General features: G+C 43.5%; 19 protein-coding genes and 1 pseudogene. 17 read left to right on the forward strand and 3 right to left on the reverse strand.

From position 1 onward, the window contains the following. The first annotated feature begins 79 nt into the window (after positions 1 to 79). Positions 80 to 772 carry a FlgO family outer membrane protein gene (locus NEJAP_RS02890; RefSeq protein ID WP_201349214.1) on the forward strand — a complete coding sequence of 231 codons (693 nt, stop codon included), beginning with the start codon at positions 80 to 82 and terminating at the stop codon, positions 770 to 772. Next, positions 769 to 1,218, forward strand: a complete 450-nt coding sequence (locus NEJAP_RS02895; protein ID WP_201349215.1) for an LPP20 family lipoprotein — start codon at positions 769 to 771, stop codon at positions 1,216 to 1,218. Before NEJAP_RS02890 ends, NEJAP_RS02895 begins: the two co-directional genes overlap by 4 nt. 22 nt (positions 1,219 to 1,240) lie before the next feature. On the opposite strand, the gene NEJAP_RS02900 is transcribed toward NEJAP_RS02895, so the two are convergent. From NEJAP_RS02900 to map, 3 genes are read right to left on the reverse strand one after another with little or no spacing between them, the layout of a single operon-like run. Next, positions 1,241 to 1,537: a DUF1244 domain-containing protein gene (locus NEJAP_RS02900; RefSeq protein ID WP_201349216.1), complete on the reverse strand. Its 297-nt coding sequence runs from the start codon at positions 1,535 to 1,537 to the stop codon at positions 1,241 to 1,243. A 20-nt stretch (positions 1,538 to 1,557) separates the two neighbouring features. After that, complete coding sequence (locus NEJAP_RS02905; protein ID WP_201349217.1) at positions 1,558 to 4,254, reverse strand: [protein-PII] uridylyltransferase; 2,697 nt, start codon at positions 4,252 to 4,254, stop codon at positions 1,558 to 1,560. An 18-nt stretch (positions 4,255 to 4,272) separates the two neighbouring features. Beyond that, on the reverse strand, positions 4,273 to 5,043 hold the full coding sequence (map, locus tag NEJAP_RS02910) for a type I methionyl aminopeptidase (RefSeq protein ID WP_201349218.1): 771 nt from the start codon (positions 5,041 to 5,043) through the stop codon (positions 4,273 to 4,275). 270 nt (positions 5,044 to 5,313) lie between these two features. Between map and rpsB the strand changes: the two genes are divergently transcribed. The 15 genes and pseudogenes from rpsB to dnaE all read left to right on the forward strand — a co-directional run bounded on the left by rpsB (position 5,314) and on the right by dnaE (position 21,815). Further along, the gene (rpsB, locus tag NEJAP_RS02915) at positions 5,314 to 6,045 is read left to right on the forward strand and encodes a 30S ribosomal protein S2 (RefSeq protein WP_201349219.1); all 732 of its coding nucleotides are present in this window, start codon (positions 5,314 to 5,316) and stop codon (positions 6,043 to 6,045) included. A gap of 106 nt (positions 6,046 to 6,151) precedes the next feature. Then, a complete protein-coding gene (gene tsf, locus NEJAP_RS02920; protein WP_201349220.1) occupies positions 6,152 to 7,015 on the forward strand; it encodes a translation elongation factor Ts in 864 nt (287 codons plus the stop codon). Between the two features lie 96 nt (positions 7,016 to 7,111). Beyond that, positions 7,112 to 7,870, forward strand: a complete 759-nt coding sequence (pyrH, locus tag NEJAP_RS02925) for a UMP kinase (RefSeq protein ID WP_201349221.1) — start codon at positions 7,112 to 7,114, stop codon at positions 7,868 to 7,870. After that, positions 7,860 to 8,417, forward strand: a complete 558-nt coding sequence (frr, locus tag NEJAP_RS02930) for a ribosome recycling factor (RefSeq protein WP_201349222.1) — start codon at positions 7,860 to 7,862, stop codon at positions 8,415 to 8,417. Before pyrH ends, frr begins: the two co-directional genes overlap by 11 nt. A gap of 45 nt (positions 8,418 to 8,462) precedes the next feature. Further along, complete coding sequence (gene uppS / locus NEJAP_RS02935; protein ID WP_201349223.1) at positions 8,463 to 9,227, forward strand: polyprenyl diphosphate synthase; 765 nt, start codon at positions 8,463 to 8,465, stop codon at positions 9,225 to 9,227. After that, on the forward strand, positions 9,220 to 10,032 hold the full coding sequence (locus NEJAP_RS02940; RefSeq protein ID WP_201349224.1) for a phosphatidate cytidylyltransferase: 813 nt from the start codon (positions 9,220 to 9,222) through the stop codon (positions 10,030 to 10,032). The genes uppS and NEJAP_RS02940 overlap by 8 nt, the downstream gene beginning before the upstream one ends. A gap of 6 nt (positions 10,033 to 10,038) precedes the next feature. Further along, complete coding sequence (gene rseP / locus NEJAP_RS02945) at positions 10,039 to 11,394, forward strand: RIP metalloprotease RseP (RefSeq protein ID WP_201349225.1); 1,356 nt, start codon at positions 10,039 to 10,041, stop codon at positions 11,392 to 11,394. A 31-nt stretch (positions 11,395 to 11,425) separates the two neighbouring features. Beyond that, entirely contained in the window at positions 11,426 to 13,750 is a 2,325-nt protein-coding gene (gene bamA, locus NEJAP_RS02950; RefSeq protein WP_201349226.1) for an outer membrane protein assembly factor BamA, read from the forward strand. A 30-nt stretch (positions 13,751 to 13,780) separates the two neighbouring features. Further along, the gene (locus NEJAP_RS02955; protein ID WP_201349227.1) at positions 13,781 to 14,275 is read left to right on the forward strand and encodes an OmpH family outer membrane protein; all 495 of its coding nucleotides are present in this window, start codon (positions 13,781 to 13,783) and stop codon (positions 14,273 to 14,275) included. Beyond that, positions 14,276 to 15,325 (forward strand): UDP-3-O-(3-hydroxymyristoyl)glucosamine N-acyltransferase, encoded by a 1,050-nt coding sequence (gene lpxD, locus NEJAP_RS02960; protein ID WP_201349228.1) that lies wholly within the window; start codon positions 14,276 to 14,278, stop codon positions 15,323 to 15,325. Between the two features lie 8 nt (positions 15,326 to 15,333). Continuing rightward, entirely contained in the window at positions 15,334 to 15,768 is a 435-nt protein-coding gene (gene fabZ / locus NEJAP_RS02965) for a 3-hydroxyacyl-ACP dehydratase FabZ (RefSeq protein ID WP_028468107.1), read from the forward strand. A 4-nt stretch (positions 15,769 to 15,772) separates the two neighbouring features. Beyond that, positions 15,773 to 16,543 carry an acyl-ACP--UDP-N-acetylglucosamine O-acyltransferase gene (lpxA, locus tag NEJAP_RS02970; protein WP_201349229.1) on the forward strand — a complete coding sequence of 257 codons (771 nt, stop codon included), beginning with the start codon at positions 15,773 to 15,775 and terminating at the stop codon, positions 16,541 to 16,543. A 29-nt stretch (positions 16,544 to 16,572) separates the two neighbouring features. Beyond that, positions 16,573 to 17,717, forward strand: a pseudogene (lpxB, locus tag NEJAP_RS02975) (lipid-A-disaccharide synthase). Continuing rightward, complete coding sequence (gene rnhB / locus NEJAP_RS02980) at positions 17,705 to 18,310, forward strand: ribonuclease HII (protein WP_201349230.1); 606 nt, start codon at positions 17,705 to 17,707, stop codon at positions 18,308 to 18,310. Before lpxB ends, rnhB begins: the two are co-directional and overlap by 13 nt. Positions 18,311 to 18,320: 10 nt before the next feature. Then, positions 18,321 to 21,815, forward strand: a complete 3,495-nt coding sequence (dnaE, locus tag NEJAP_RS02985) for a DNA polymerase III subunit alpha (protein WP_201349231.1) — start codon at positions 18,321 to 18,323, stop codon at positions 21,813 to 21,815. The last annotated feature ends 74 nt before the right edge of the window (positions 21,816 to 21,889 follow it).

Raw genomic sequence — 21,889 nt, forward strand, 5'->3', positions numbered from 1 at the left:
GCGCTACATGCAAACCATGTGTCTTTTAATTCTAAAAAATTATCTGCATTATGTAGCGAATGGATATAAACAGGCAGTTATGATTAGAAATATCGGTTCAATTCTTTTGTTTAGCATACTCTGTGGCGGATGCTCATATCAGCAACCAGTGCCTGTCACTATTGAAAAGCTGAGTCCTCAAGTTAGTCAGGCATTAGTGAGTTCTGCGCGTAATACGGTTACCTCTCAGCCTGCTACGACAGTTGCTGTATCGGGTGGTGATTTAGAGATAGACCCGGTGAGCGAGGCTGTTGAGCAGATGGCTGATCAGTTGGTGAGTGGGCTGAGCCAGAATAGAGTGAAACGTTTTCCTATTGCTGTTTTGCCGTTTGCCTCATTGCGCCATAGTGTGCCTGACTCATTGTTTGGGGATCGATTGTCAGAAAGCTTTATCTTTCCTTTGCAGCAGCGTGGTTATAATTTAGTAGATTATCGTGCGGTAAGCTTAGCAACCACAGTAAAGGCTCCTGTATCAAGGCAGAATATTTCCGCCCTTCGTCAGCGTTATAAAATTTATTTTGTACTGACCGGAACATATGCGCACCACCCTGACGGTATTGTGATTAACGCTAGAGTGCTTGATACGACGACTCGACAAGTGTTAGCTGCCGCCCAGACTCATATACCTAATAAGCGACTCGAAGGCGCGCTTCCCGGTTTTGACCCTGTCAAGGCGCTAAATAATGGTTATATTATCGAAAACGGTACGAGTTCCGCGAGGGGATTGAAATGAGGTTGCTGTTCGTTGTTATAGTTGCTGCTCTGTTAAGTGGGTGCGAAACAGCTTGGGTAACAGCTAATGAGGTCGTAGATAAGCTCCCTGCGCCTACAGTAGAGAACGATACTTCAAAAAGTAGCTCCGCTGAGTGGGTGCAAGCAACAGGATATGCCCCCATCAGTTTGCAGCCAGGAGCTACCCGTCAGCAAAAAGTCGTGATGGCTATGCGAGCATCTAAACTTAGGGCTTATCAAGAGTTGGTTGGGGTTGTGCATGGGCAGTATATATTCGGCACCACAACGGTTCAGGATATGGTGATGCAACGTGACTCTTTCAAAGCTGCTGTTGCGGGTTTTGTTCGCGGGGCAAGGGTGGTTAAAACCTACCCTATACAAGATGATACCTACGCAACGATTCTTGAGGTTGATATGAGTCAGCTTCAGCGTGCTTGGATTAATTAGCTTCTGAAGCTGGGGGCGGAGGCTATTTGTTGGCTTCAGACTTAGCGAAAGCGGCTAGTTGTTTCGCTGTTGCTTCTTTTTGGTGCTTGGTTTTCCAATCAGAGTAAGGTTCGCCATAGATTATTTCTCTGGCTTGTTCGTAATCTATCTCTTCACCGCGCTCTGCAGCTGCTGCTTTGTACCACTTCGATAAGCAGTTGCGGCAAAAGCCTGCTAGATTCATAAGATCAATATTTTGCGCGTCTTTACGTTTGTCTAGATGCGCGACTAGTTGGCGAAACGCAGCGGCTTCAATTTCAGTTCTCGTTTGTTGATCCATTATTATTCTCTATTAGTTATTTATTCATCACGAATATGTTCATCGAGTTCTCTGCAGACGCGTGTTTGCAATTCTTGGCAGAGTGCTGGGTCGCTGATAGGTAGACCGTCGTTATCTGTCAGGAAAAAGAAATCTTCTACACGTTCGCCAACACTCGCAATTTTTGCTTTACGCACAGAAATATCAAGCTCAGAGAATATTTGGCCGATACGCGCTAGAAGACCAGGGCGGTCAGGGCTTCTCACTTCCATTACCGTCAACTGTAAATTAGGGTCATTGCTCAGGCTGACTGTGGTTGGCATGGCAAAAAGTTTCATTTGCCGAGGAACACGCCGATGAATGATATCTGGATAATCGTCCGGGTCGTCGAGTTCTTCGATTAGACGTTCCTGAATACTGTTTAAATAGCTCGGGTTCTCTGATAACGCTTCATCATCATCTGTTAACACCGTGTAGGTATTCAGTGTTCTTCCATCGTCAGTCAAGATAACGCGTGCATCTTGAATATTCAGGTGTAGTTGGTCCAGGGTGGCAACGGTTGCTGAGAACAGGTTGGGAATGTCTTCGCTGTAAATAAAGATTTCGGTTGCCCCTTCGAAAACGCGGTAAGAGGTCTGCTGAATTAAAATCAAGGGAAGTTCATTTGAGCCGTGTTCAAGAATAGACTGTGTGTGCCATGCAATATTTCTGGCTTCTTCTCGTAGGAAGTAGTCTTCGCCCAGCATGCTCCAAAACTCTTTGATTTCTTCTTCTGGTTGTCCTGAGTGAGCTAAAATGAGCATGGCATCGTGTTGAACCTGCTCAATTCGGTCTTCTTTGTTAATGGGGTTTTCCAGCCCGCGTCTTAATGCGCGTTTGGTCTCCATATATAGCTGTCTTAACAAAGTGGCTCGCCAGTTATTCCATAGAGTGTGGTTGGTAGCGTTGATGTCGGCTACTGTTAGTACGTAGAGGTAATCCAAATGGACAGTGTCGCGTACATGCATAGCAAAGTTGTGGATGACATCGGGGTCGGTGATATCTTTGCGTTGCGCTGTCATCGACATTAGTAAATGGCTGCGTACAAGCCAGGCCGTTAAATGACTATCCCACTTTCCTAAATGATGGCGTTCGCAAAACTCCATAACATCCACAGAGCCTAGCTCTGAGTGATCCCCACCACGCCCTTTAGCAATGTCGTGATAAAGGCCCGCTATGTATAGAAGCTCGATTTTGGGTAGATTGTTGACAACTCTATGTGCGATGGGAAACTGTTCGCGGTGGTCGGTATGACGGAATTGGCGCATTTTCTGAATGACTTTCATGGTATGTGCATCGACCGTATAAATATGGAAAAGGTCGTGCTGCATTTGGCCTACAATTTTTCCGAATTCCGGTAGGTAGCGGCCAAGAATGTCATAGCGATTCATGCGTTTGAGTTCGGTGGATACGCCATTAGGTGAGCGCAATAGTTCCATGAATAAGCTGGTGTTACGTAGATCGCTACGAAAATCATCGTCTATCAAGTGTCGATGGTCACGAATCAATCTGATTGTTGACGCTCTTACACCTAGTATTTCATCGTTCTGTGCCAGTAATACGAAGGCTTCTAGTAGGGCGAAGGGGTGGTATTCAAAAACTTTATCGTAGGTGACTTCTAAATAGTCATTGTGAATTTGAAAGCGCTTGTTGATTGAGGTGATTGTTTGCTTGTCATCAATTTTTAGAATAGCTTCGCTGAAATATTGCAAAAGCATGTCATTAAATTCACCCATAGCCATAGCAACACGATAATATTTGCTCATGAACTGTTCAACAGCAAGTGCGCCATGTTGGTCTTTGTAGCCAAAAAAGTCAGCCAGTGTACGCTGGTGATCAAATAGCAGCCGGTCTTCGCGGCGCCTGCAGTGCATGTGCAGGGCGTAGCGAACAGTCCAAAGGTAAAGTTCGCCCCGATTAAGTGTTTCAAGCTCAGACTCTGTAACAAAGCCGTGATCAACTAAGTCTCGAATATAGGTCGTGCCAAAGTGGCGTTTAGCAACCCAGCCGATAGTCTGTAGGTCGCGAAGCCCGCCGGGCGACGTTTTTAGATTAGGCTCAAGATTGTATTCGGTGTTGTTGGTTTTTTCGTGTCGTGCTTTTTGCTCTTTTAGCTTGGCAATGAAAAACTCTTTGTCGGTCCAGGCGCCTTCTGAAGTCACTCGGTCATACATGCGCTGATGCAGTCGAGGGTCGCCTGTTAGTGGGCGTGACTCAATGAGATTTGTGGCGATAGTAATGTCATCGCGTGATTTGTCATAGCAGTCTTCTATGCTGCGCACGCTGGAGCCAATTTCTAAGGCAATGTCCCATAAAAGCGTGAGGAATTGGCTGATACTTTCTTCATAAGCGGCAGGGTCAATGTCATCAACAAGGATCATAAGGTCGACATCAGAGTGGGGGTGTAACTCGCCTCGTCCGTAACCCCCAACGGCAATCAGCGATATCTGTGTGTCGTCTGGCCAAGTAAATAAATTCCAAGCAGAAGTTAATATGGTGTCAATGACCCCTGCACGACCATAGATTAACTTGCGAATATCTTCGCCAGACTTAAAGCGGGCGTCCATTTCAGCCTGGGCTTTATTGATTGTGCTTTTGAACACCTTGATGGGTGATTCTCCGCTGGCTAAGCGAGCTTCAAAAGCATGAATGTCAATAAAAGCATCAGTCTCTGCAAGTTGCTGCAAGGTCGTGTTCATTATTTAATCTCAGTATGATTAAAAAGTTTCTTCAGATCGGCGGGTTAATACTTCAAATCCAGTCTCTGTTACTAGGATTGTGTGTTCCCATTGTGCGGACAAGCGGCGATCTTTTGTTTCTACTGTCCAGCCATCCTTTTTGGAAAGTTTGACGTCACGCTTTCCAGCATTAATCATGGGCTCGATAGTGAAAATCATACCTTCTTCAAGTTTAATACCAGTGCCTGGGCGGCCGTAGTGTAAAACTTGTGGGTCTTCGTGAAATTCTATGCCAATGCCGTGTCCGCAATATTCGCGTACTACTGTGTAATGGTTAGATTCAGCATGTTTTTGAATGATATGACCAATGTCGCCTAAAAAGGCGCCTGGTTTGACTAGCTCGATGCCTTTGTAGAGGCACTCTAAGGTGACTTCTGCTAGCCGTTTGGCATGGGGGATTTCTTTACCAACAAAAAACATCTTACTAGTGTCGCCATGGTAGCCATCTTTAATAACGGTGATGTCTACATTGATCATGTCGCCATCTTTTAACGGTTTGTCGTTGGGAATTCCGTGACAAACTACTTGATTGACTGAGGTGCAGATAGACTTAGGGAAACCGTGGTAATTCAGTGGTGCAGGGATCGCTTGCTGTTCATTAGTAATGTAGTCGTGACAAATTTTATCTAGCTGGTTTGTCGTCACCCCTACGGCAATATGAGACTCGATCATTTCGAGAACCTCGGCAGCTAGCCGCCCAGCAATGCGCATTTTTTCGATTTCTTCTTGGGTCTTAATAATAACGGACATAACTTTCCTTAAAATAGTGAATGCCAGACTTTGATGCGGGTAAGTCTGAGCATTAAACATAGATTAAACCGATTGTACCGAATTATCCCTCCTGAGCGAAGTCGACCTTCAAATTGATCGCATCTTGTGGTATAAAACGCGCTCCCGAAATGCAGACTGCATTGCGAGGAATATCTCACACACATATCGTCACAGTTTTCGGGTGCCGTTTACGGTTGGATGCTGGGATATGTGGAGGTTGAACCCAATTTAAAACAGGAAATGCTAAACATGGCACAAGTTACTATGCGTGAGCTGCTGAAAGCAGGCGTTCACTTTGGTCACCAGACTCGTTACTGGAACCCAAAAATGTCTCAATACATTTTTGGTGCTCGTAATAAAATTCATATCATCAACCTAGAGCACACTCTTCCTGCACTAAATGGTGCATTAGATGTTGTTCAGGGCTTGGCTCAGAACAAAAACAAAGTTTTGTTTGTGGGTACTAAGCGTGCTGCAAGCAAGATCATTAGAGAAGAAGCGCTACGAGTAGGTATGCCGTTTGTTAATCACCGTTGGTTAGGTGGTATGTTGACAAACTACAAAACTATTCGTCAGTCGATTCGTCGTTTGCGTGAGCTTGAAAGTGCTTCAAGCGATGGGACTTTCTCTCAGCTAACCAAAAAAGAAGCGTTGATGCGTCAGCGTGAAATGGAAAAGCTGGATCGTTCTATTGGTGGTATCAAGGATATGGGTGGCCTTCCTGATGCTCTATTTGTAGTCGATGTTGATCACGAGCGCATCGCTGTAAATGAAGCAAATAAGCTAGGTATTCCAGTTATCGGTATTGTTGATACTAATAGCAACCCAGATGGCATTGATTATGTTATCCCGGGTAATGATGATGCTCTTCGTGCAATTCAGATCTATGTTAAGTCTGTAGCTGATGCGTGTGGCGAAGGTGTTGAAGTTGCTGGTGGCGAGAAAAGCGAATTTGTTGAAGTAGATGCTGCTGCAGAATAAATTCTGTAGTTGCGAAGTCTATCTTCTGCAGCGTTGAGTACCAGGGGGGGAGCTTTGCTCCCCTTTTTTAGATTTTGATTGAATGCGTAATCAAGGGGTAATTGGAATGGCAAGTGTATCTGCTAAGTTAGTTAAAGAACTGCGCGATCGTACAGGCTTGGGTATGATGGAGTGCAAAAAAGCGCTCGTAGAAGCTGACGGTAATGTTGAAGCTGCAATTGATGAAATGCGTAAGTCATCAGGCATGAAGGCTGCTAAGAAAGCTGGTCGTACGGCTGCTGACGGTGTAGTTGCTGTCCGTGTTGCTGATGATAATTCTTACGGTATCATTGTTGAAGTTAACTCTGAAACTGATTTTGCTGCACGTGATGAAGGTTTTCTTGGTTTTGTTGGGAAAGTTGCTGATGCAGCGTTTGCAGCCAAGTCTGATGATGTAGCTGCTCTGATGGCGGGTGAATTGGAAGCAGCGCGTGAAGCACTGGTTCAGAAAATTGGTGAAAACATCGGTCTTCGTCGTATCTCTATCGTAGAAGGCGAGTTGGTTGGTGCTTATGTTCATAGCAATAGCCGTATCGCTACACTAGTGTCTTTGAAAGGTGCTAGTGTTGAAGTTGCTAAAGATGTTGCGATGCATGTAGCAGCGGTAAATCCGCAAGTGGTTTCACAGAGCGATATGCCTGAAGCTGTAATCGCTAAAGAAAAAGAAATCATTTTGGCTCAGCCAGATATGGCTAGCAAGCCAGCTGCAATTGCAGAGAAGATGGTTGTTGGTCGTATTAATAAATTCCTTGCTGAAAACAGCCTTGTTGAGCAAGCATTTGTTAAAAACCCAGAGCTGACTGTTGGTGCAATGGTTAAAGCGGCTGGCGGTGAAGTTGCCTCTTTCTCTCGTTTGGAAGTAGGTGATGGTATCGAAGTTGAGCAGTTGGATTTTGCAGCTGAAGTAGCGGCACAGTTAAATAATAAATAACTCTGCGCGCTAGAAAGGTGTGTGTGCTGTGTTACAGTACGCACACTGTTTTTATAAGTCTCTATCCTTCTAACTTCGTTCTGCGGAGATCCTGTAATGCCTGCCGTAAATTCTAAACATGCCAAATATAAACGTATTCTTCTAAAGTTAAGCGGTGAAGCTTTAATGGGAGAAGAAAATTTTGGTATCGACCCTAAAGTTCTTAACCGTATGGCGCTAGAAATAGGCCAGTTAGTTGGTATCGGTGTGCAGGTCGGTATTGTCATTGGTGGCGGTAATTTGTTTCGCGGTGCAACCTTAAGTGCTGCGGGTTTAGACCGAGTGACAGGCGACCATATGGGTATGCTTGCCACTGTAATGAATTCACTTGCGCTACGAGATGCGCTAGAGCGTTCTAATATTGCAACACGAGTGATGTCTGCTATTCCAATGAGTGGTGTTGTAGATCATTATGACCGACGTAATGCCATGCGTTATTTAAGCCAAGGCGATGTTGTTATTTTTTCAGCAGGTACAGGGAATCCTTTCTTTACAACGGATTCTGCTGCTTGTTTGAGAGGCATTGAAATAGATGCCGATGTTGTTTTGAAAGCAACAAAAGTTGATGGGGTGTACACGGCAGACCCAATGAAGGACCCTACTGCTAAACGCTACTTGCAGTTGTCATATGATGAAGTATTGGAAAAGCAGCTGGCAGTAATGGATTTGACGGCGATTTGTTTAACCCGTGACCACGATATGCCTGTCCGGGTGTTTAATATGAATCGTCCTGGTGCGCTTGTTAATCTGCTGGGAGGCGGAGATGAGGGTACATTAATAGGTGGTGAAGTAACTGGAGATCAATATGCTGAATGAGATAGCTAGTGATGCTGACACGCGGATGAAAAAAAGCGTTGAGTCAGTTGTAGAGCAGTTTAAAAAGATTAGAACAGGACGTGCTCATCCAAGCATTTTAGACTCCGTTCAGGTTTTGTACTATGGTGCGCCAGTGCCTCTTCAGCAGGTTGCCAATATCACTGTTGAAGATGCTAGAACGCTGATGATCTCTCCTTGGGAGCAGCAAACTGTTCCTGATATTGAAAAAGCGATATATAAATCTGATTTAGGTTTGAATCCTTCGTCAAATGGCGGTGTTATTCGTGTTCCGATGCCTGCTTTGACAGAAGAGACACGTAAAGTTTATATCCGACAAGCGCGCAGTGAGGCTGAATCAGCGAGAGTGTCGGTTCGAAATATTCGCCGTGATGCTAATAGCGACCTAAAAGACCTTCTGAAAGAAAAAGATATTTCGGAAGATGAAGAGCGTCGTGGTCAGGATGGTATTCAAAAACTGACTGACAAATACGTCGCAGAAATTGATGGTTTGCTTGAGAAGAAAGAAGCAGACTTGATGGAAATCTAAAAGCAGAAGGAGGGCTGGTGAGAACTGGCCTATCTGACCCTCTATATGTCAGTACATTCAAAATTAAATATCCCAGCTGATAAAGTATTGCCTAAGCATATTGCAATTATTATGGACGGTAATAATCGTTGGGCAAAAGCAAATCGCTTGCCGAGTCTTGCAGGGCATAAGGCCGGTGTCGATAGTGTACGCAGTGTCATTGAAGGCTGTGTAGAGTATGGCGTCGAGTCATTAACACTGTTTGCGTTTAGCAGTGAGAACTGGAAGCGCCCAGAGCTTGAAGTGAAAGGGCTGATGGAGTTGTTTTTCTTGGCTCTTAATAGAGAAGCCAAAAAACTAAATAAAAACAACATTCGCCTTAATGTTATCGGTGATAAATCTCGTTTTAGCGAAGCTTTACAGAGTAAAATCGCTAAGGTTGAGGAGTTAACCGCTGGTAATACTCTGCTGACCTTGAATGTCGCAGCAAATTACGGTGGGCATTGGGATATTGTGCAGGCAGCTAAACGTTTAGCAAAAGAGTGTGCAGAGGGCGTTATCTCTGCGGATGATATAAACGAAGTTGTATTTGATGAGTATGTGATGCTGCATGATCAACCCAAGCCTGATCTTTGTATCAGAACCGGGGGCGAAAGTAGAATCAGTAACTTTCTTGTTTGGCAAATGGCATATACCGAATATTACTTTGTTGATGACTTTTGGCCTGATTTTGATAAAAAATCCTTAGGTTTGGCTATTCGCGATTTTTGTACACGTGAGCGGCGTTTTGGCAAAACCAGTGAGCAGTTAGGGGTTAAAACGAGTGCTTAAACAAAGAATTATAACGGCATCGATATTGGCTCCTCTTGTGTTGTGTGGTGTCTTTTTGTTACCTGTTAAAGGTTTTGCTGTTTTCTTTGCTGGCGTAACATTGATTGGAGCTTGGGAATGGGCTTTACTGTCTGATATTAAGGCAGCGATTAAGCGCATAGCCTTTTCTGTTGTTGTGCTCATGTCTATTCTTCTGGGATGGCAGCTGCACTTGGAAGAGGTGCAGGATTTTGTACTTATACCTGCGTTAGCTCTTTGGTGTTTAGCGTTTTTTTGGACTATTCGTTACCCGTCTGAAGGCTTATGGAAGTACTCTTCGGTTAGAGCTTTGTGTGGGATTTTAATGTTAGCAGCAGCTTGGTTGAGTATGCTTGGATTAAAGTCTTTAGAGTCAGGGAATGCTTGGTTGCTATTGATTTTGCTCATTGTGTGGGCTGCTGATATTGGTGCTTATTTTTCAGGCAAGCGCTGGGGTAAAGTTAAACTTGCTCCTCAAGTTAGTCCTGGGAAGACCAGAGAAGGCATGTACGGTGGGTTAGTTGCGGTAGCATTAACGACGATAGTTTTTGCTTGGTGGAACGGCTTAGGTATTGCTTCAAGTGCTTTTTTATTAGTGCTGGGATTGGTTGTTGGCTTGGTTTCAGTGATGGGCGATCTTTTTGAAAGCTTGCTTAAAAGACATTCTAAAGTTAAAGATAGTGGGGCAATTCTGCCTGGTCATGGTGGTATTCTTGATCGTATAGATAGTGTACTTGCTGCCGCGCCTTTTTATTTTTTGGGCTTAACTTTTCTGCCTATCTTGTGAGTGCTGATGGAAATTATTCAAACGCTTTTAGCGACGGTTGTCACGCTCGGTATCTTGGTTACTATTCATGAGTGGGGTCATTACTGGGTCGCTCGTCGTTGTGGTGTAAAAGTACTCAAGTTTTCTGTTGGTTTTGGGAAGTCTCTGTGGTCGCGTATTGGTAAAGATGGCACTGAATATTCTGTGTCTGCAATACCTCTTGGCGGCTATGTCAAAATGCTCGACGAGCGTGAAGGTAATGTTCCTGAGCATTTGAGCTCTCAAGCATTTAATAATAAGCCTGTGTTACAACGAATAGCCATTGTAGCTGCAGGTCCTCTTGTTAATTTGATTTTTGCGGTGTTTGCTTATTGGCTCATGTTTGTCGTGGGTGTTAGCGCATTTGTTCCTATTGTAGGTTCTGTGGAGCAAGGCTCTGTGATGGATCGCGCCGGTGTGCCAGCAGGTGTTGAAGTTGTGCAGGTTGACGGTTATCCCGTGCGTTCTTGGGATGAAGTTAATTTACGTTTTGCATCTCGGATTGGTGAGTCAGGCCTGCTGTCGATTGCTGTGCTTAACTCTGCCTCAGCTGTTCCTAAAGTTTATAATGTTGCATTAAAAGATTGGAATGTTGATATTGAAAATGAGTCACCTTTGTCAGCGATGGGGATTCAACCATATCGACCTGAAGTTGAACCGATTTTAGACCATATCGTACCGGGTGGTGCCGCCGAGTTTTCTGGGTTGCAAGTGGGTGATGTCGTTGTAGATGTTGATGGGGTTTCTATTGTTAATTGGATGGCTTTGGTTGAAACCATTCAGTCCTCTGCGGGTCAAGCCTTAGCGTTTTCAGTTCGCCGTGCTGGTGAGCTACGCGTGTTGAAAGTGACACCTAAGAATCGCGTTTTAGAAGATGGCAGTGTGCAGGGAGTTATAGGTGCTGGCGTTAAGCCGCCAGTGTGGCCTGAAGGTATGTTGCGCACCATTCAGTACGGACCGCTTGATGCGATTGGTGTTGCGTATGATAAAACACTTCATATGGTCGGTTTAACATTAGATTCGATTTGGAAAATGATAGAAGGTGCCATCTCTGTAAAAAACTTGAGTGGTCCAATAACCATTGCTAAAGTGGCGGGCGCTTCGGCAGCTTCAGGTTTTGAGCCTTTTATCAGTTTTCTTGCTTACCTGAGTATTAGCTTGGGAGTATTAAATTTGCTTCCTATTCCCGTTCTTGATGGTGGTCACTTGCTTTACTATGGAATCGAATTAATAACAGGTAAGCCGGTAAGCGAAAAGATACAAGAAATTGGATTTAAGTTGGGTATGGCTTTGCTTTTGTCGCTTATGACACTGGCCATCGTTAATGATGTTATGCGCCTTTAAAAAGCAGTAGCTTATACTAGGAAGAGGTTTCATGAAGAATAAATTTGGTCTGGTACTTGGTTTGGTTTTGTGGGCAGGTAATGTGCATGCTGCCTTTACTCCTTTTCAGGTCCATGACATTCGGTTAGAAGGTATACAGCGAGTTGAACCGGGTGTTGTGTTTAGGAATTTTCCTATTGCCTCAGGAGACACCGTTAGTGAAACCAGTCTTATAGAAGCTACTAAACAGCTTTTTAAATCGGGATATTTTGAAGATATTGATATCGCGAAAGATGAAAATTATTTGATTCTTACGGTTAAAGAAAGACCATCGGTGAGCTTGATTAGGCTTGATGGTAATAAGGTTATTAAAGATGAAGACTTGCTTAAAGGCCTTAAGCAATCGGGGTTGAGTGAAGGCGATGTATTTAAGCGTTCTGCACTCGATCAGATCCGATTAGATTTATTGCGTCTTTATGTTGGCCAGGGGCGTTATGGTGCTGCAATTGACACCGAAGTAGAACCGCTATCAGGTAATCGTGTAGCACTTAATATTGATATAAAAGAAGGCAGTGTTGCTTCTATTCAACACATCAATATTATTGGTAATAGTGTTTTTTCAGATGAGGAGTTGAAAAAGTTATTTGCACTAAAATTGCCAAGCTTCTGGTCGTTCTATACTAAGGATGATCGTTATGCTCGTGAGAAGCTCTCTGGTGATCTGGAAAGATTGCGTTCGCATTATATGGATCGTGGCTATGTGAATTTCACCATAGACTCAACTCAAGTCTCTATAACACCTGATAAGAAAAATGTCTTTATCACAGTAAATATCCATGAAGGTGAGCAATATACGATACGTGATGTAGATGTTTCAGGAAACCTTGTTGTTTCTGAAGAAGACCTGAAGGCAAAAGTAGCGCTTGAGCAAGGACAGATATTTTCACGCAAAGCGATGACCAATGCGCAAGAATCTATGACAAGGCTGTTGGGTGATAGCGGTTATATGTTTGCTAATATTAGTCCAGTACCTAGCGTTCACGAAGAAGATAAATCTGTTTCATTAAAGTTCTTTGTAGATCCTGGTAAGCAGACTTATGTCAGGCGTATTAACATCCGCGGTAATAGCCGTACTGCTGATGATGTGGTTCGTCGCGAAGTTCAGCAAATGGAAGCGGCAATTGTTTCTACTGAAAGTATTCAAAGAACAAAAGCTAAATTAGAACGTACAGGGTATTTCAAGTCGGTAAACCTGGAAACAGTACCGGTTGCCGGTACTAATGACCAAGTCGATCTAAACTATACTGTTGAGGAACAGCAATCAGGGCAGTTTACAGCGAGCGTTGGTTTTTCTCAAAGCGATGGCCTTATCTTAGATTTAGGTATTCAACAGGATAATTTCTTCGGTTCCGGGAAAAAAGTAGGGTTTAATATTGCTAATAGTTCAACACGAAAAGAGGCAAGCTTTAACTACCTTGATCCTTATTATACAGTCGATGGCGTTAGCCGGGGATTTGATCTTTTCTATCGGAAAAGCGATTTTGAAGAAGATGATGTCAGTAGCTACTCTTTGAATGAGTATGGCGGCGGCGTGACTTTTGGCTATCCTATTGATGATTACCAACGCCTCAGCTTTTCTTTAGGTATTGAGAGTATCGAAGTAAACCCTAATAAGTTTAAGCCGGTTGATGAAATTCAGTCATTTGTTGATGAGGAAGGCGGCGATTATCTCAACATTAAGACTACGTTTGCTTGGAGTAATAACCACCTGAATCGCTCAATTTTTCCTACGAGTGGTTATTCTCATCGCGCTAGCCTAGAAGTGTCAGTGCCAGGGAGTGATTTGAGCTATTACAAGGCTTTATATCGAACTAAATGGTATCGCCCATTGTTTGAAGATTCAGGGTGGATATTGGGACTTAAGGGGCGTTTAGGCTATGCTCAGAGTTATGGTGATAATACTTATCCGTTCTTTAAACACTTTTTTGCAGGTGGACTCAAAACGGTTAGAGGCTATAAAAATAACTCCCTAGGCCCAAGGGATTCAAATGACGACCCGTTTGGCGGTAATGTTATGGCTGTTGGTGGTGTGGAATTGATTTTTCCGTTTCCATTTATTGAAGATAAAAGTAGTTGGCGTTCGCTATTGTTTATTGATGGAGGGAATGTTTTCACTACGAAATGCCTAGCCTCAACATCAGCTTCTTCTAGCTGCGAAGAGGGTGTTTTATTTGATGAAATAAGGTACTCAGCGGGTATAGGGCTTAGCTGGTTGTCACCATTGGGGCCTTTGTCCTTTTCGGTAGGTAAAGCTATCAATGAAAAGTCTAGTGACGATACTGAGATATTCCAATTCTCACTAGGTCAAAGTTTTTAAATTTACGACTTCTTAAATAAGGAATTAATGATGAAGTTATTAAAGATTATTGCTGTATCTGTTTCAATTGCATTTGCTCCTGTTGTATTTGCCGATAAGTTAGCTGTTCTAGGCGTTCAAGAAGCTTTACTGAAATCTAACGCCGCAGCTTCTTTTAAGAAAAGTTTACAAAACGAGCTTAAGGGTGATGAAAGCCGTTTGTTGGAACTCGAAAAACAAGCCAAAATGATGCGTGAAAAAATTCAGAAAAACAGCTCTTCAATGAGTGACAATGAGTTGAAACAGGCAAGACTGCAGTTTCAGAAAGTCTTCCAAGAGTATCAGCGCAATGGACAAGAGCTACAGCAGAAGCGCGCTGAGCGTGAGCAAGGCTTTATTAAAGATATGAAGCCAAAGCTTGATGACATTATTCGTAAAATCATTAAAGACAACAAGTATGACGTTATTCTTGCAAAACAGGCCACTGTATATTATGGCAAAGGGTTTGATATAACGCCTACTGTTGTGAAGCTTCTTAACAAGTAAATGGCACGTACTTTACCTAGTTTTTTACTGTCTGAGATAGCCTCTCTTGTTAAGGGGAGGTTAGTCGGTGATAGTGAGTTGGTTATTAATTCACTACACACTTTAGAATCTGCTAAGCCTGGCCAATTGAGTTTTTTGGCTAATGCTAAGTATGTGACTAGCCTAAGTCTAACTAAGGCTAGTGCTGTGTTAGTAGCCGAAAATAATCTTGTAAACGTACCCTGTGCAGCCGTTGTCGTTGATGATCCCTATTTAGCTTTTGCACAGTTAAGTAAGTTCTTTGATTGGCGAGTTAAAGCAAGCTTTGGTATTGCGTCTTCGGCTCATATTAGCACTTCTGCTCAAGTTCATGAGCAAGCAAGCATTGCTCCAGGGGTGGTTCTGGGGGACGAAACGATAGTCGAAGCGGGTGTTTATATTGGCCCAAATGCAGTTGTTGGCAATCGTTGTATAGTGGCTAAAGATGCTCGTATAGAAGCGGGTGCTATATTATATGACGATGTGCACATTGGGCAGAGAAGCTTGATTCACTCTGGCGCAGTGCTAGGGGCAGACGGGTTCGGATTTGCTCCTACAAAAAGTGCTTGGGTAAAAATTTTTCAGTTAGGTGGCGTGCGTGTTGGACAGGATGTTGAGATTGGTGCTGGTACAACTGTTGATCGTGGCGCATTAGATCACACTTACATAAAAGACGGTGTGAAGCTCGATAACCAAATTCAAGTTGCTCATAATGTTGTCATAGGTGAACAAACTGCGATAGCAGGCTGTACGGCGATAGCGGGAAGCACTAAAATTGGGCGCCGCTGTACTATTGCGGGACTGAGTGGAATAGTAGGGCATCTGACTATTGCTGATAATACCCATGTTACAGCTATGAGTTTAATTAGTAAGTCGGTAAGCCAGCCCGGACAGGTTTTATCTTCAGGTACGGGGCAAGAGTTGCACCGAAGCTGGAAGAAAAATGTCATACGCTTTAAAAAATTAGATAGTATGGCTAAACGTATTACAGCGTTAGAAAACAAAGTTGATAATTTCTCTAGTGAAGGTTAGTACACATAATGGATGTTAATGAAATTAGGGAATACCTCCCTCATCGCTACCCCTTTTTATTGGTTGATCGGGTTCTTGAAATCACACCTGGAGAGTCCATCGTAGCCCTTAAAAACGTGACGGTGAATGAACCATTTTTCAATGGTCATTTCCCAGAACATCCTGTTATGCCGGGTGTGTTGATTGTTGAAGCAATGGCGCAGGCTGCTGGTATCCTTGGTTTTAAAACCATGGATAAAAAACCTCAGGACGGGTCTATCTACTATTTTGTTGGATCCGATAAATTACGCTTCAAACGCCCCGTTGTTCCGGGTGATCAGCTTAAGCTTGAAGCAAGCATCCTTTCAGAAAAGAGAGGAATCTGGAAGTTTGCGGTGAAAGCAACGGTTGATGGTGATATGGTTAGTTCAGCTACAATTCTATGTGCTGATCGAAAGGTGTAAATAAGTGATTGATCCACGAGCCATTATTGACCCTGGAGCTAAGCTGGCAGATAACGTCAGCGTTGGTCCTTGGTCTTATGTTGGCCCTGATGTAGAAATTGGGGAAGGTACGACTATTGCTTCGCATGTTGTGGTTAAAGGTGCGACTAAGATAGGTGCTAATAACCAGATCTTTCAGTTTTCGTCTATTGGTGAAGACTGCCAGGATAAAAAGTATGCTGGTGAGAAAACGTATCTTGAAGTGGGGGAGTCCAATGTGTTTCGCGAAGGTTGTACTATTCATCGAGGAACCGTGCAGGATCAAGCACTGACAAAAATTGGTAACCATAATTTGTTTATGGCTTATGCACATGTAGCGCATGATTGTGTTGTTGGTGATCACGTGATTCTTGCAAATAATGCAGCAATTGCGGGGCATGTTCACGTGGGCAATAATACGATCTTAGGCGGGTTTACTGCCGTTCATCAATTTTGCCATATCGGTTCTCATGTAATGTGCGGTGCCGGCACGGTGGTCCTTAAAGATATTCCTGATTATGTGATGGCTACTGGAAATCCAGCAAAACCACATGGCATAAATGCGGAAGGGTTGAAGCGTAGGGGCTACAGTTCAGAAGTAGTGCGGAAGATAAAACAAGCCTATAAGGTTATTTATCGCCAAAAACTGACCTCTGAGCAAGCACTAGAGCACCTCAGGGAGATGGCTGTAAATACTGCGGAAATACTTCCTCTTATTCATTCTCTACAAGCCTCATCTCGAGGAGTTATTCGCTAGGAGGCTATGTGACCAAACTGCGCATTGCAATGGTCGCTGGAGAAGCCTCAGGCGATATTCTCGGAGCTGGCCTGATTCAAGCAATTAAAAAACGTTATCCCGATGCCGTATTTTATGGTATCGGTGGGGATTTGATGTGCGCCCAAGGTTTTGACTCAGTCGTTCCCATGGATAAGTTATCAGTGATGGGGCTCGTTGAGGTCTTGGGTCGCTTGCCTGAGTTATTGTCAATCCGAAAGAAACTAAGCAATAGTTTGATCGAGAATCCACCCGACATGTTCGTTGGTATTGATGCCCCTGACTTTAATTTAAAATTAGAATATCAACTGAAAGCCGTTGGTATTGCTACGGTTCATTATGTTAGTCCGTCTGTTTGGGCATGGAAGAAAAAGCGCATATATAAGATTAAAGAATCTACAGATCTTGTATTAGCCTTGTTTCCTTTTGAGGCTCAGCACTATAAACCGACAAAGCAAAATGTTGTTTTTGTTGGGCATCCTTTAGCTGATCTCATTGCGAATGACTCGCGCTTGCTAGAAGCGCGAACGCAGTTTGAAATAGCGAATACAACAAAAGTAATTGCTCTTTTGCCAGGTAGTCGTGGTGGCGAGTTAAAGTACTTGGCTGAGCCTTTTTTGCAGGCAGCAGAACTCTTACAAAAAAATACCCCGATATATTATTTCTTCTTCCAGCGGCCAATATTAAGCGGCAGGAGTCACTTCAAAAACTGCTTGATGATAAATTTTCAGGGCTTAATGTGCGTTTGTTTTTGAATCAATCTAGAGAAGCAATGGCAGCGGCGGATGCCATATTGATTGCTTCAGGAACCGCGACTCTAGAAGCAACATTGTTGAAGAAACCGATGGTGGTTGCTTATAAAATGGCATCCTTAACGTATGCTATTTATTCGCGCATGATAAAAACGCCGTTTATATCTTTACCCAATATTTTGGCAGATGAGAAGTTAGTCCCTGAAGTGCTTCAAAATGATGTAGTGCCAGCGCGATTGGCAGAAGAGCTCGAGAAAGCACTCCAAGATAAGGCTTATCAAGCTTTGCTTGATAAGCGCTTTACAGAAATTAATCAACAATTAAAGTTGGATGCAGATGAGAGAGCCGCAGACGCCGTTATTTCGCTTTTGCAGCAGCGAGGTATTTTAACATGCAATCAATAGCTCTTGATTTCTCCCATTATGGAAAGGTAGCGGGTGTCGATGAAGTGGGTCGTGGTCCCTTAGTTGGTAATGTTGTTGCCGCGGCTGTTATTTTAGATCCTAATTATAAAATTCATGGATTGGCTGACTCAAAAAAACTAACAGAAAAGAAGCGTGACGCTTTATATATAGAAATAGTTGAAAACGCATTGGCTTGGCATGTCGCTTATGCGTCGCCTGATGAGATTGATCAAATAAATATCCTCCACGCGAGTATGCTCGCTATGCAGCGAGCAGTTGAGGGTTTGAATATTCCACCTGACTATGTGGTGATAGATGGCAATCGATGCCCACAACTTTTATACCCTTGTGAGGCGGTTGTCAAAGGAGACTCTAAAGTCGAAGCGATAAGTGCTGCTTCTATTCTGGCAAAAGTGGTGCGCGATAAAGAGATGTATGAACTACATGAGCTACATCCAGAGTACGGTTTTAATAAGCATAAAGGTTACCCGACCGCCGCACATATGAGTGCCTTAAAAATGTATGGTCCTCTTCCTGAGTATAGGAAATCGTTTCGTCCAGTTGCACAGCTTCTAGAAGCCTCAGCTAAATAATAGGAAGAGTATGTCTTCAACCTCATTTATACACTTGCGTGTACATACCGAATTTTCACTAATTGATGGGTTAGTGCGTGTTAAAGGCTTAGTTGCGGCGGCAAAAGAGGCAGGTATGCCCGCAGTAGCGATGACGGACCAGGTTAATTTATTTGCCTTGGTAAAGTTTTTTAAGGCGTCATCGGGCGCTGGAATTAAGCCCATATGTGGGGCTGACATACTGGTACTTAATGAAAATGACCATGAGGCTGAACCTTATCGCGTTACTTTGTTGGTACAAAATGCACTAGGTTATCGACATTTGATGGAGTTAATTTCTAGAGCTTATGCCGAAGGGCAGCGTTTTATTTTAGATAAAGCTCTGGTTAAAAAGTCGTGGCTAATAGAAAAATCAGAAGGGCTTATAGCATTATCCGGTGCACGTGAAGGCGAAGTTGGACGAGCCATGATTTCTGGTAATGGAATGGCTGAGGCTATTCTAGATGAATGGATGCAAATGTTTCCTAACCGTTTCTATTTAGAGGTTCAAAGAACAGGACGCCCAAGAGAGGATATCATTGTTTCTGAGAGCGTTCGTTTGGGCTTAGCTAAACAGTGCCCACTAGTTGCGACGAATGAAGTTATGTTCCTCAAAGAATCAGATTTTGACGCGCACGAAGCACGAGTATGTATTAACCAAAGTCGCACGTTAGAAGACCCTAGGCGGACCCGTAATTACTCAGCACAACAGTATTTTCGTACTGCGGAAGAGATGGTTGAGCTTTTCTCCGACATTCCAAGTGCAATAGAAAATACTGTTGAGATAGCTAAACGTTGCAATATTGAACTAGATTTAGGCACCTATTATCTCCCCAAGTACCCTGTTCCTGAAGGGATGATGATGGATGAGTTTTTCTGTAAGGTCTCAGAAGACGGTCTTGAACAGCGCTTGGAAGTTCTGTTAGATAAAAATGATCCCGAGTATGAAGTAAAGCGCAAAGCATATGACGATCGCCTGACTTTTGAGTTAGAAATCATTACTCAAATGGGTTTTCCCGGTTACTTTTTGATCGTTATGGACTTCATACAATGGGCGAAAGATAATGATATTCCAGTCGGGCCGGGCCGTGGTTCTGGTGCCGGTTCATTAGTTGCCTATGCACAAAAAATTACTGATTTAGACCCATTAGAATACGACCTTCTGTTTGAACGATTTCTTAACCCAGAACGTGTTTCAATGCCCGATTTTGATATCGATTTCTGCATGGATAATCGTGATCAGGTTATTGATTATGTGGCACGAACTTATGGGCGTGATGCAGTTTCACAGATTATTACCTTTGGTACGATGGCTGCCAAAGCTGTGGTTCGAGATGTGGCGCGTGTGCAGGGTAAGCCATTTGGTTTAGCTGATAAGCTGTCTAAGTTGATTCCTTTTGAAGTAGGAATAACGCTGAATAAAGCAATGGAGCAGGAGCCTGCTTTGAGCGATTTTGTCTCAGGCAGTGAAGAAGCTCAAGAAATTATGGAGATGGCTTACAAGCTGGAGGGGGTGACCAGAAACGTTGGTAAGCATGCGGGCGGTGTGGTTATCGCCCCAACGAAGCTCACTGATTTTTCAGCAACCTATTGTGATGAAGAAGGTCATGGATTAGTTACACAGTTCGATAAAAATGATGTTGAAGAAGCGGGCCTCGTTAAGTTTGACTTCCTAGGTTTGCGCACACTTACCATCATTGATTGGGCGATGAAAACAATTAATGGTATTCGTGCTAAAGAGGATAAAGAGCCTCTCGATATTTCATTAATACCTTTGGAAGATAAAACGGTTTTTGACCTACTGCAGTCAGCAAACACAACGGCTGTGTTTCAGCTAGAGTCTAGTGGTATGAAAGACTTGGTTCGACGTCTCTTACCTTCTCGTTTTGAAGATATTGTCGCTCTGGTAGCCTTGTTCCGTCCCGGACCTTTGCAGTCAGGCATGGTAGATGACTTTATCAATCGTAAGCATGGGCGAGCTGAAATGGCTTGGCCGCACGCTGATTATCAGTTAGATAGCTTGCAGCCAGTGCTAGAACCTACCTATGGAATTATTCTTTACCAAGAGCAGGTAATGCAAATTGCTCAGGTTATGGCAGGCTACTCGCTCGGTGGTGCCGATATGCTACGTCGTGCTATGGGTAAGAAAAAACCGGAAGAGATGGCGAAGCAGCGTGAAGGCTTTTTGGTTGGGTGCGAAGAAAACAATATAGATCGAGACCTTGCCGGAAATATTTTTGATCTGGTTGAAAAATTTGCTGGCTATGGTTTTAACAAATCACATTCAGCCGCTTATGCTTTAGTTTCTTACCAGACCGCTTGGCTAAAAACGCACTACCCAGCTCCTTTTATGGCCGCAGTAATGTCTGCCGATATGCAGAATACTGAAAAAGTCGTTATCTTTATTGAAGATTGCCGAGCAATGGGGTTGCCGCCTGAATTACCAGATGTGTGCTCTGGCGAGTATATGTTTACGGTGAATGAGGAGGGTAAAATTGTTTATGGGCTTGGGGCCATTAAGGGTGTTGGAGAAGGCCCCATAGAGTCTATTATTAAAGCGCGCAATGATGGCGCTGGTGAATTTAAAGATTTTTTTGATTTCTGTAAAAGAGTCGGTGCTAAGAAGCTTAACAAGCGTGTATTAGAAGCGCTTGTTAGGTCCGGCGCATTAGATAAATTGGGAGCCGATCGGGCTGTTCTTTGGGCTGCGATTAGTGATGGTTTACGTACAGCAGGCCAGAATGAGCGCAATCAAAGTGCTGGTATCTTTGATATGTTTGGAGAGGTGGAGGCTGAGCAGCCTCGTGATCCTTACGAAGATTATAAAGGGGTACGCACTTGGTCTGATAAAGAGCGGCTTAAAGGTGAAAGAGATACGCTTGGTTTATATCTAACTGGCCACCCTATTGATGAGTACGACAAGGAGCTTAGCCGCTTTGTCTCTAAAAAGATTGTAGATCTGCAACCGGCGCGCGGTAGGCAGCAAAAGATAGCGGGTTTAATTGTTGATCAGCGAGTGAAGAAAACTAAACGTGGTGATTCTCTTTGCTTTTTGACATTGGATGACCGCTCTGCACGTATCGATATTACACTTTACGGTGAAATATATGAGCAAACTCGTGATTGGGCGGTCAAGGACACGATTGTCATTATGGAGGGTGAGGTTAACCAAGATGATTATTCAGGCGGTCTCAAGGTTCGTTGTAATAAATTATCAAGCATTTCACAGGCAAGAACGCAGTATGCTTCGTTGTTTAAAGTAAAATCCGCCCACAAGATGCTCTCTGGTCGGTATTTAAAGCAGTTCGAGAATATTTTACAGACGTATAGTTCTGCGGAGGGTTTGCCGGTTGCCGTAGAATATCAAAGAGATGATGCCGCTGGAGCTGTTAGACTTGGAGATAACTGGAGAGTTGATCCTTCAGATGAGCTGATTTTGGCGTTGAAAGAGCATTTTGGTGACGAAAGCATCATGCTAGAGTACTGAATAGGGTGGTTATCCTGCTAGGGTAACTGTAAAATCTGCACTCTAAATTTGTCATATTTATTTAATGATTAAGC

The sequence above is a fragment of the Neptunomonas japonica JAMM 1380 genome, assembly GCF_016592555.1.
Classification (GTDB): domain Bacteria; phylum Pseudomonadota; class Gammaproteobacteria; order Pseudomonadales; family Balneatricaceae; genus Neptunomonas; species Neptunomonas japonica_A.

Coding starts and splice junctions, on each gene's coding strand:
- frr (WP_201349222.1), top strand. CDS start 7,860: ATGCTGAATGAGATAGCTAGTGATGCTGACACGCGGATGAAAAAAAGC.
- dnaE (WP_201349231.1), top strand. CDS start 18,321: ATGTCTTCAACCTCATTTATACACTTGCGTGTACATACCGAATTTTCA.
- rnhB (WP_201349230.1), top strand. CDS start 17,705: ATGCAATCAATAGCTCTTGATTTCTCCCATTATGGAAAGGTAGCGGGT.
- NEJAP_RS02895 (WP_201349215.1), top strand. CDS start 769: ATGAGGTTGCTGTTCGTTGTTATAGTTGCTGCTCTGTTAAGTGGGTGC.
- NEJAP_RS02890 (WP_201349214.1), top strand. CDS start 80: ATGATTAGAAATATCGGTTCAATTCTTTTGTTTAGCATACTCTGTGGC.
- rseP (WP_201349225.1), top strand. CDS start 10,039: ATGGAAATTATTCAAACGCTTTTAGCGACGGTTGTCACGCTCGGTATC.
- fabZ (WP_028468107.1), top strand. CDS start 15,334: ATGGATGTTAATGAAATTAGGGAATACCTCCCTCATCGCTACCCCTTT.
- bamA (WP_201349226.1), top strand. CDS start 11,426: ATGAAGAATAAATTTGGTCTGGTACTTGGTTTGGTTTTGTGGGCAGGT.
- tsf (WP_201349220.1), top strand. CDS start 6,152: ATGGCAAGTGTATCTGCTAAGTTAGTTAAAGAACTGCGCGATCGTACA.
- NEJAP_RS02955 (WP_201349227.1), top strand. CDS start 13,781: ATGAAGTTATTAAAGATTATTGCTGTATCTGTTTCAATTGCATTTGCT.
- uppS (WP_201349223.1), top strand. CDS start 8,463: ATGTCAGTACATTCAAAATTAAATATCCCAGCTGATAAAGTATTGCCT.
- NEJAP_RS02900 (WP_201349216.1), bottom strand. CDS start 1,537: ATGGATCAACAAACGAGAACTGAAATTGAAGCCGCTGCGTTTCGCCAA.
- map (WP_201349218.1), bottom strand. CDS start 5,043: ATGTCCGTTATTATTAAGACCCAAGAAGAAATCGAAAAAATGCGCATT.
- lpxD (WP_201349228.1), top strand. CDS start 14,276: ATGGCACGTACTTTACCTAGTTTTTTACTGTCTGAGATAGCCTCTCTT.
- pyrH (WP_201349221.1), top strand. CDS start 7,112: ATGCCTGCCGTAAATTCTAAACATGCCAAATATAAACGTATTCTTCTA.
- rpsB (WP_201349219.1), top strand. CDS start 5,314: ATGGCACAAGTTACTATGCGTGAGCTGCTGAAAGCAGGCGTTCACTTT.
- NEJAP_RS02905 (WP_201349217.1), bottom strand. CDS start 4,254: ATGAACACGACCTTGCAGCAACTTGCAGAGACTGATGCTTTTATTGAC.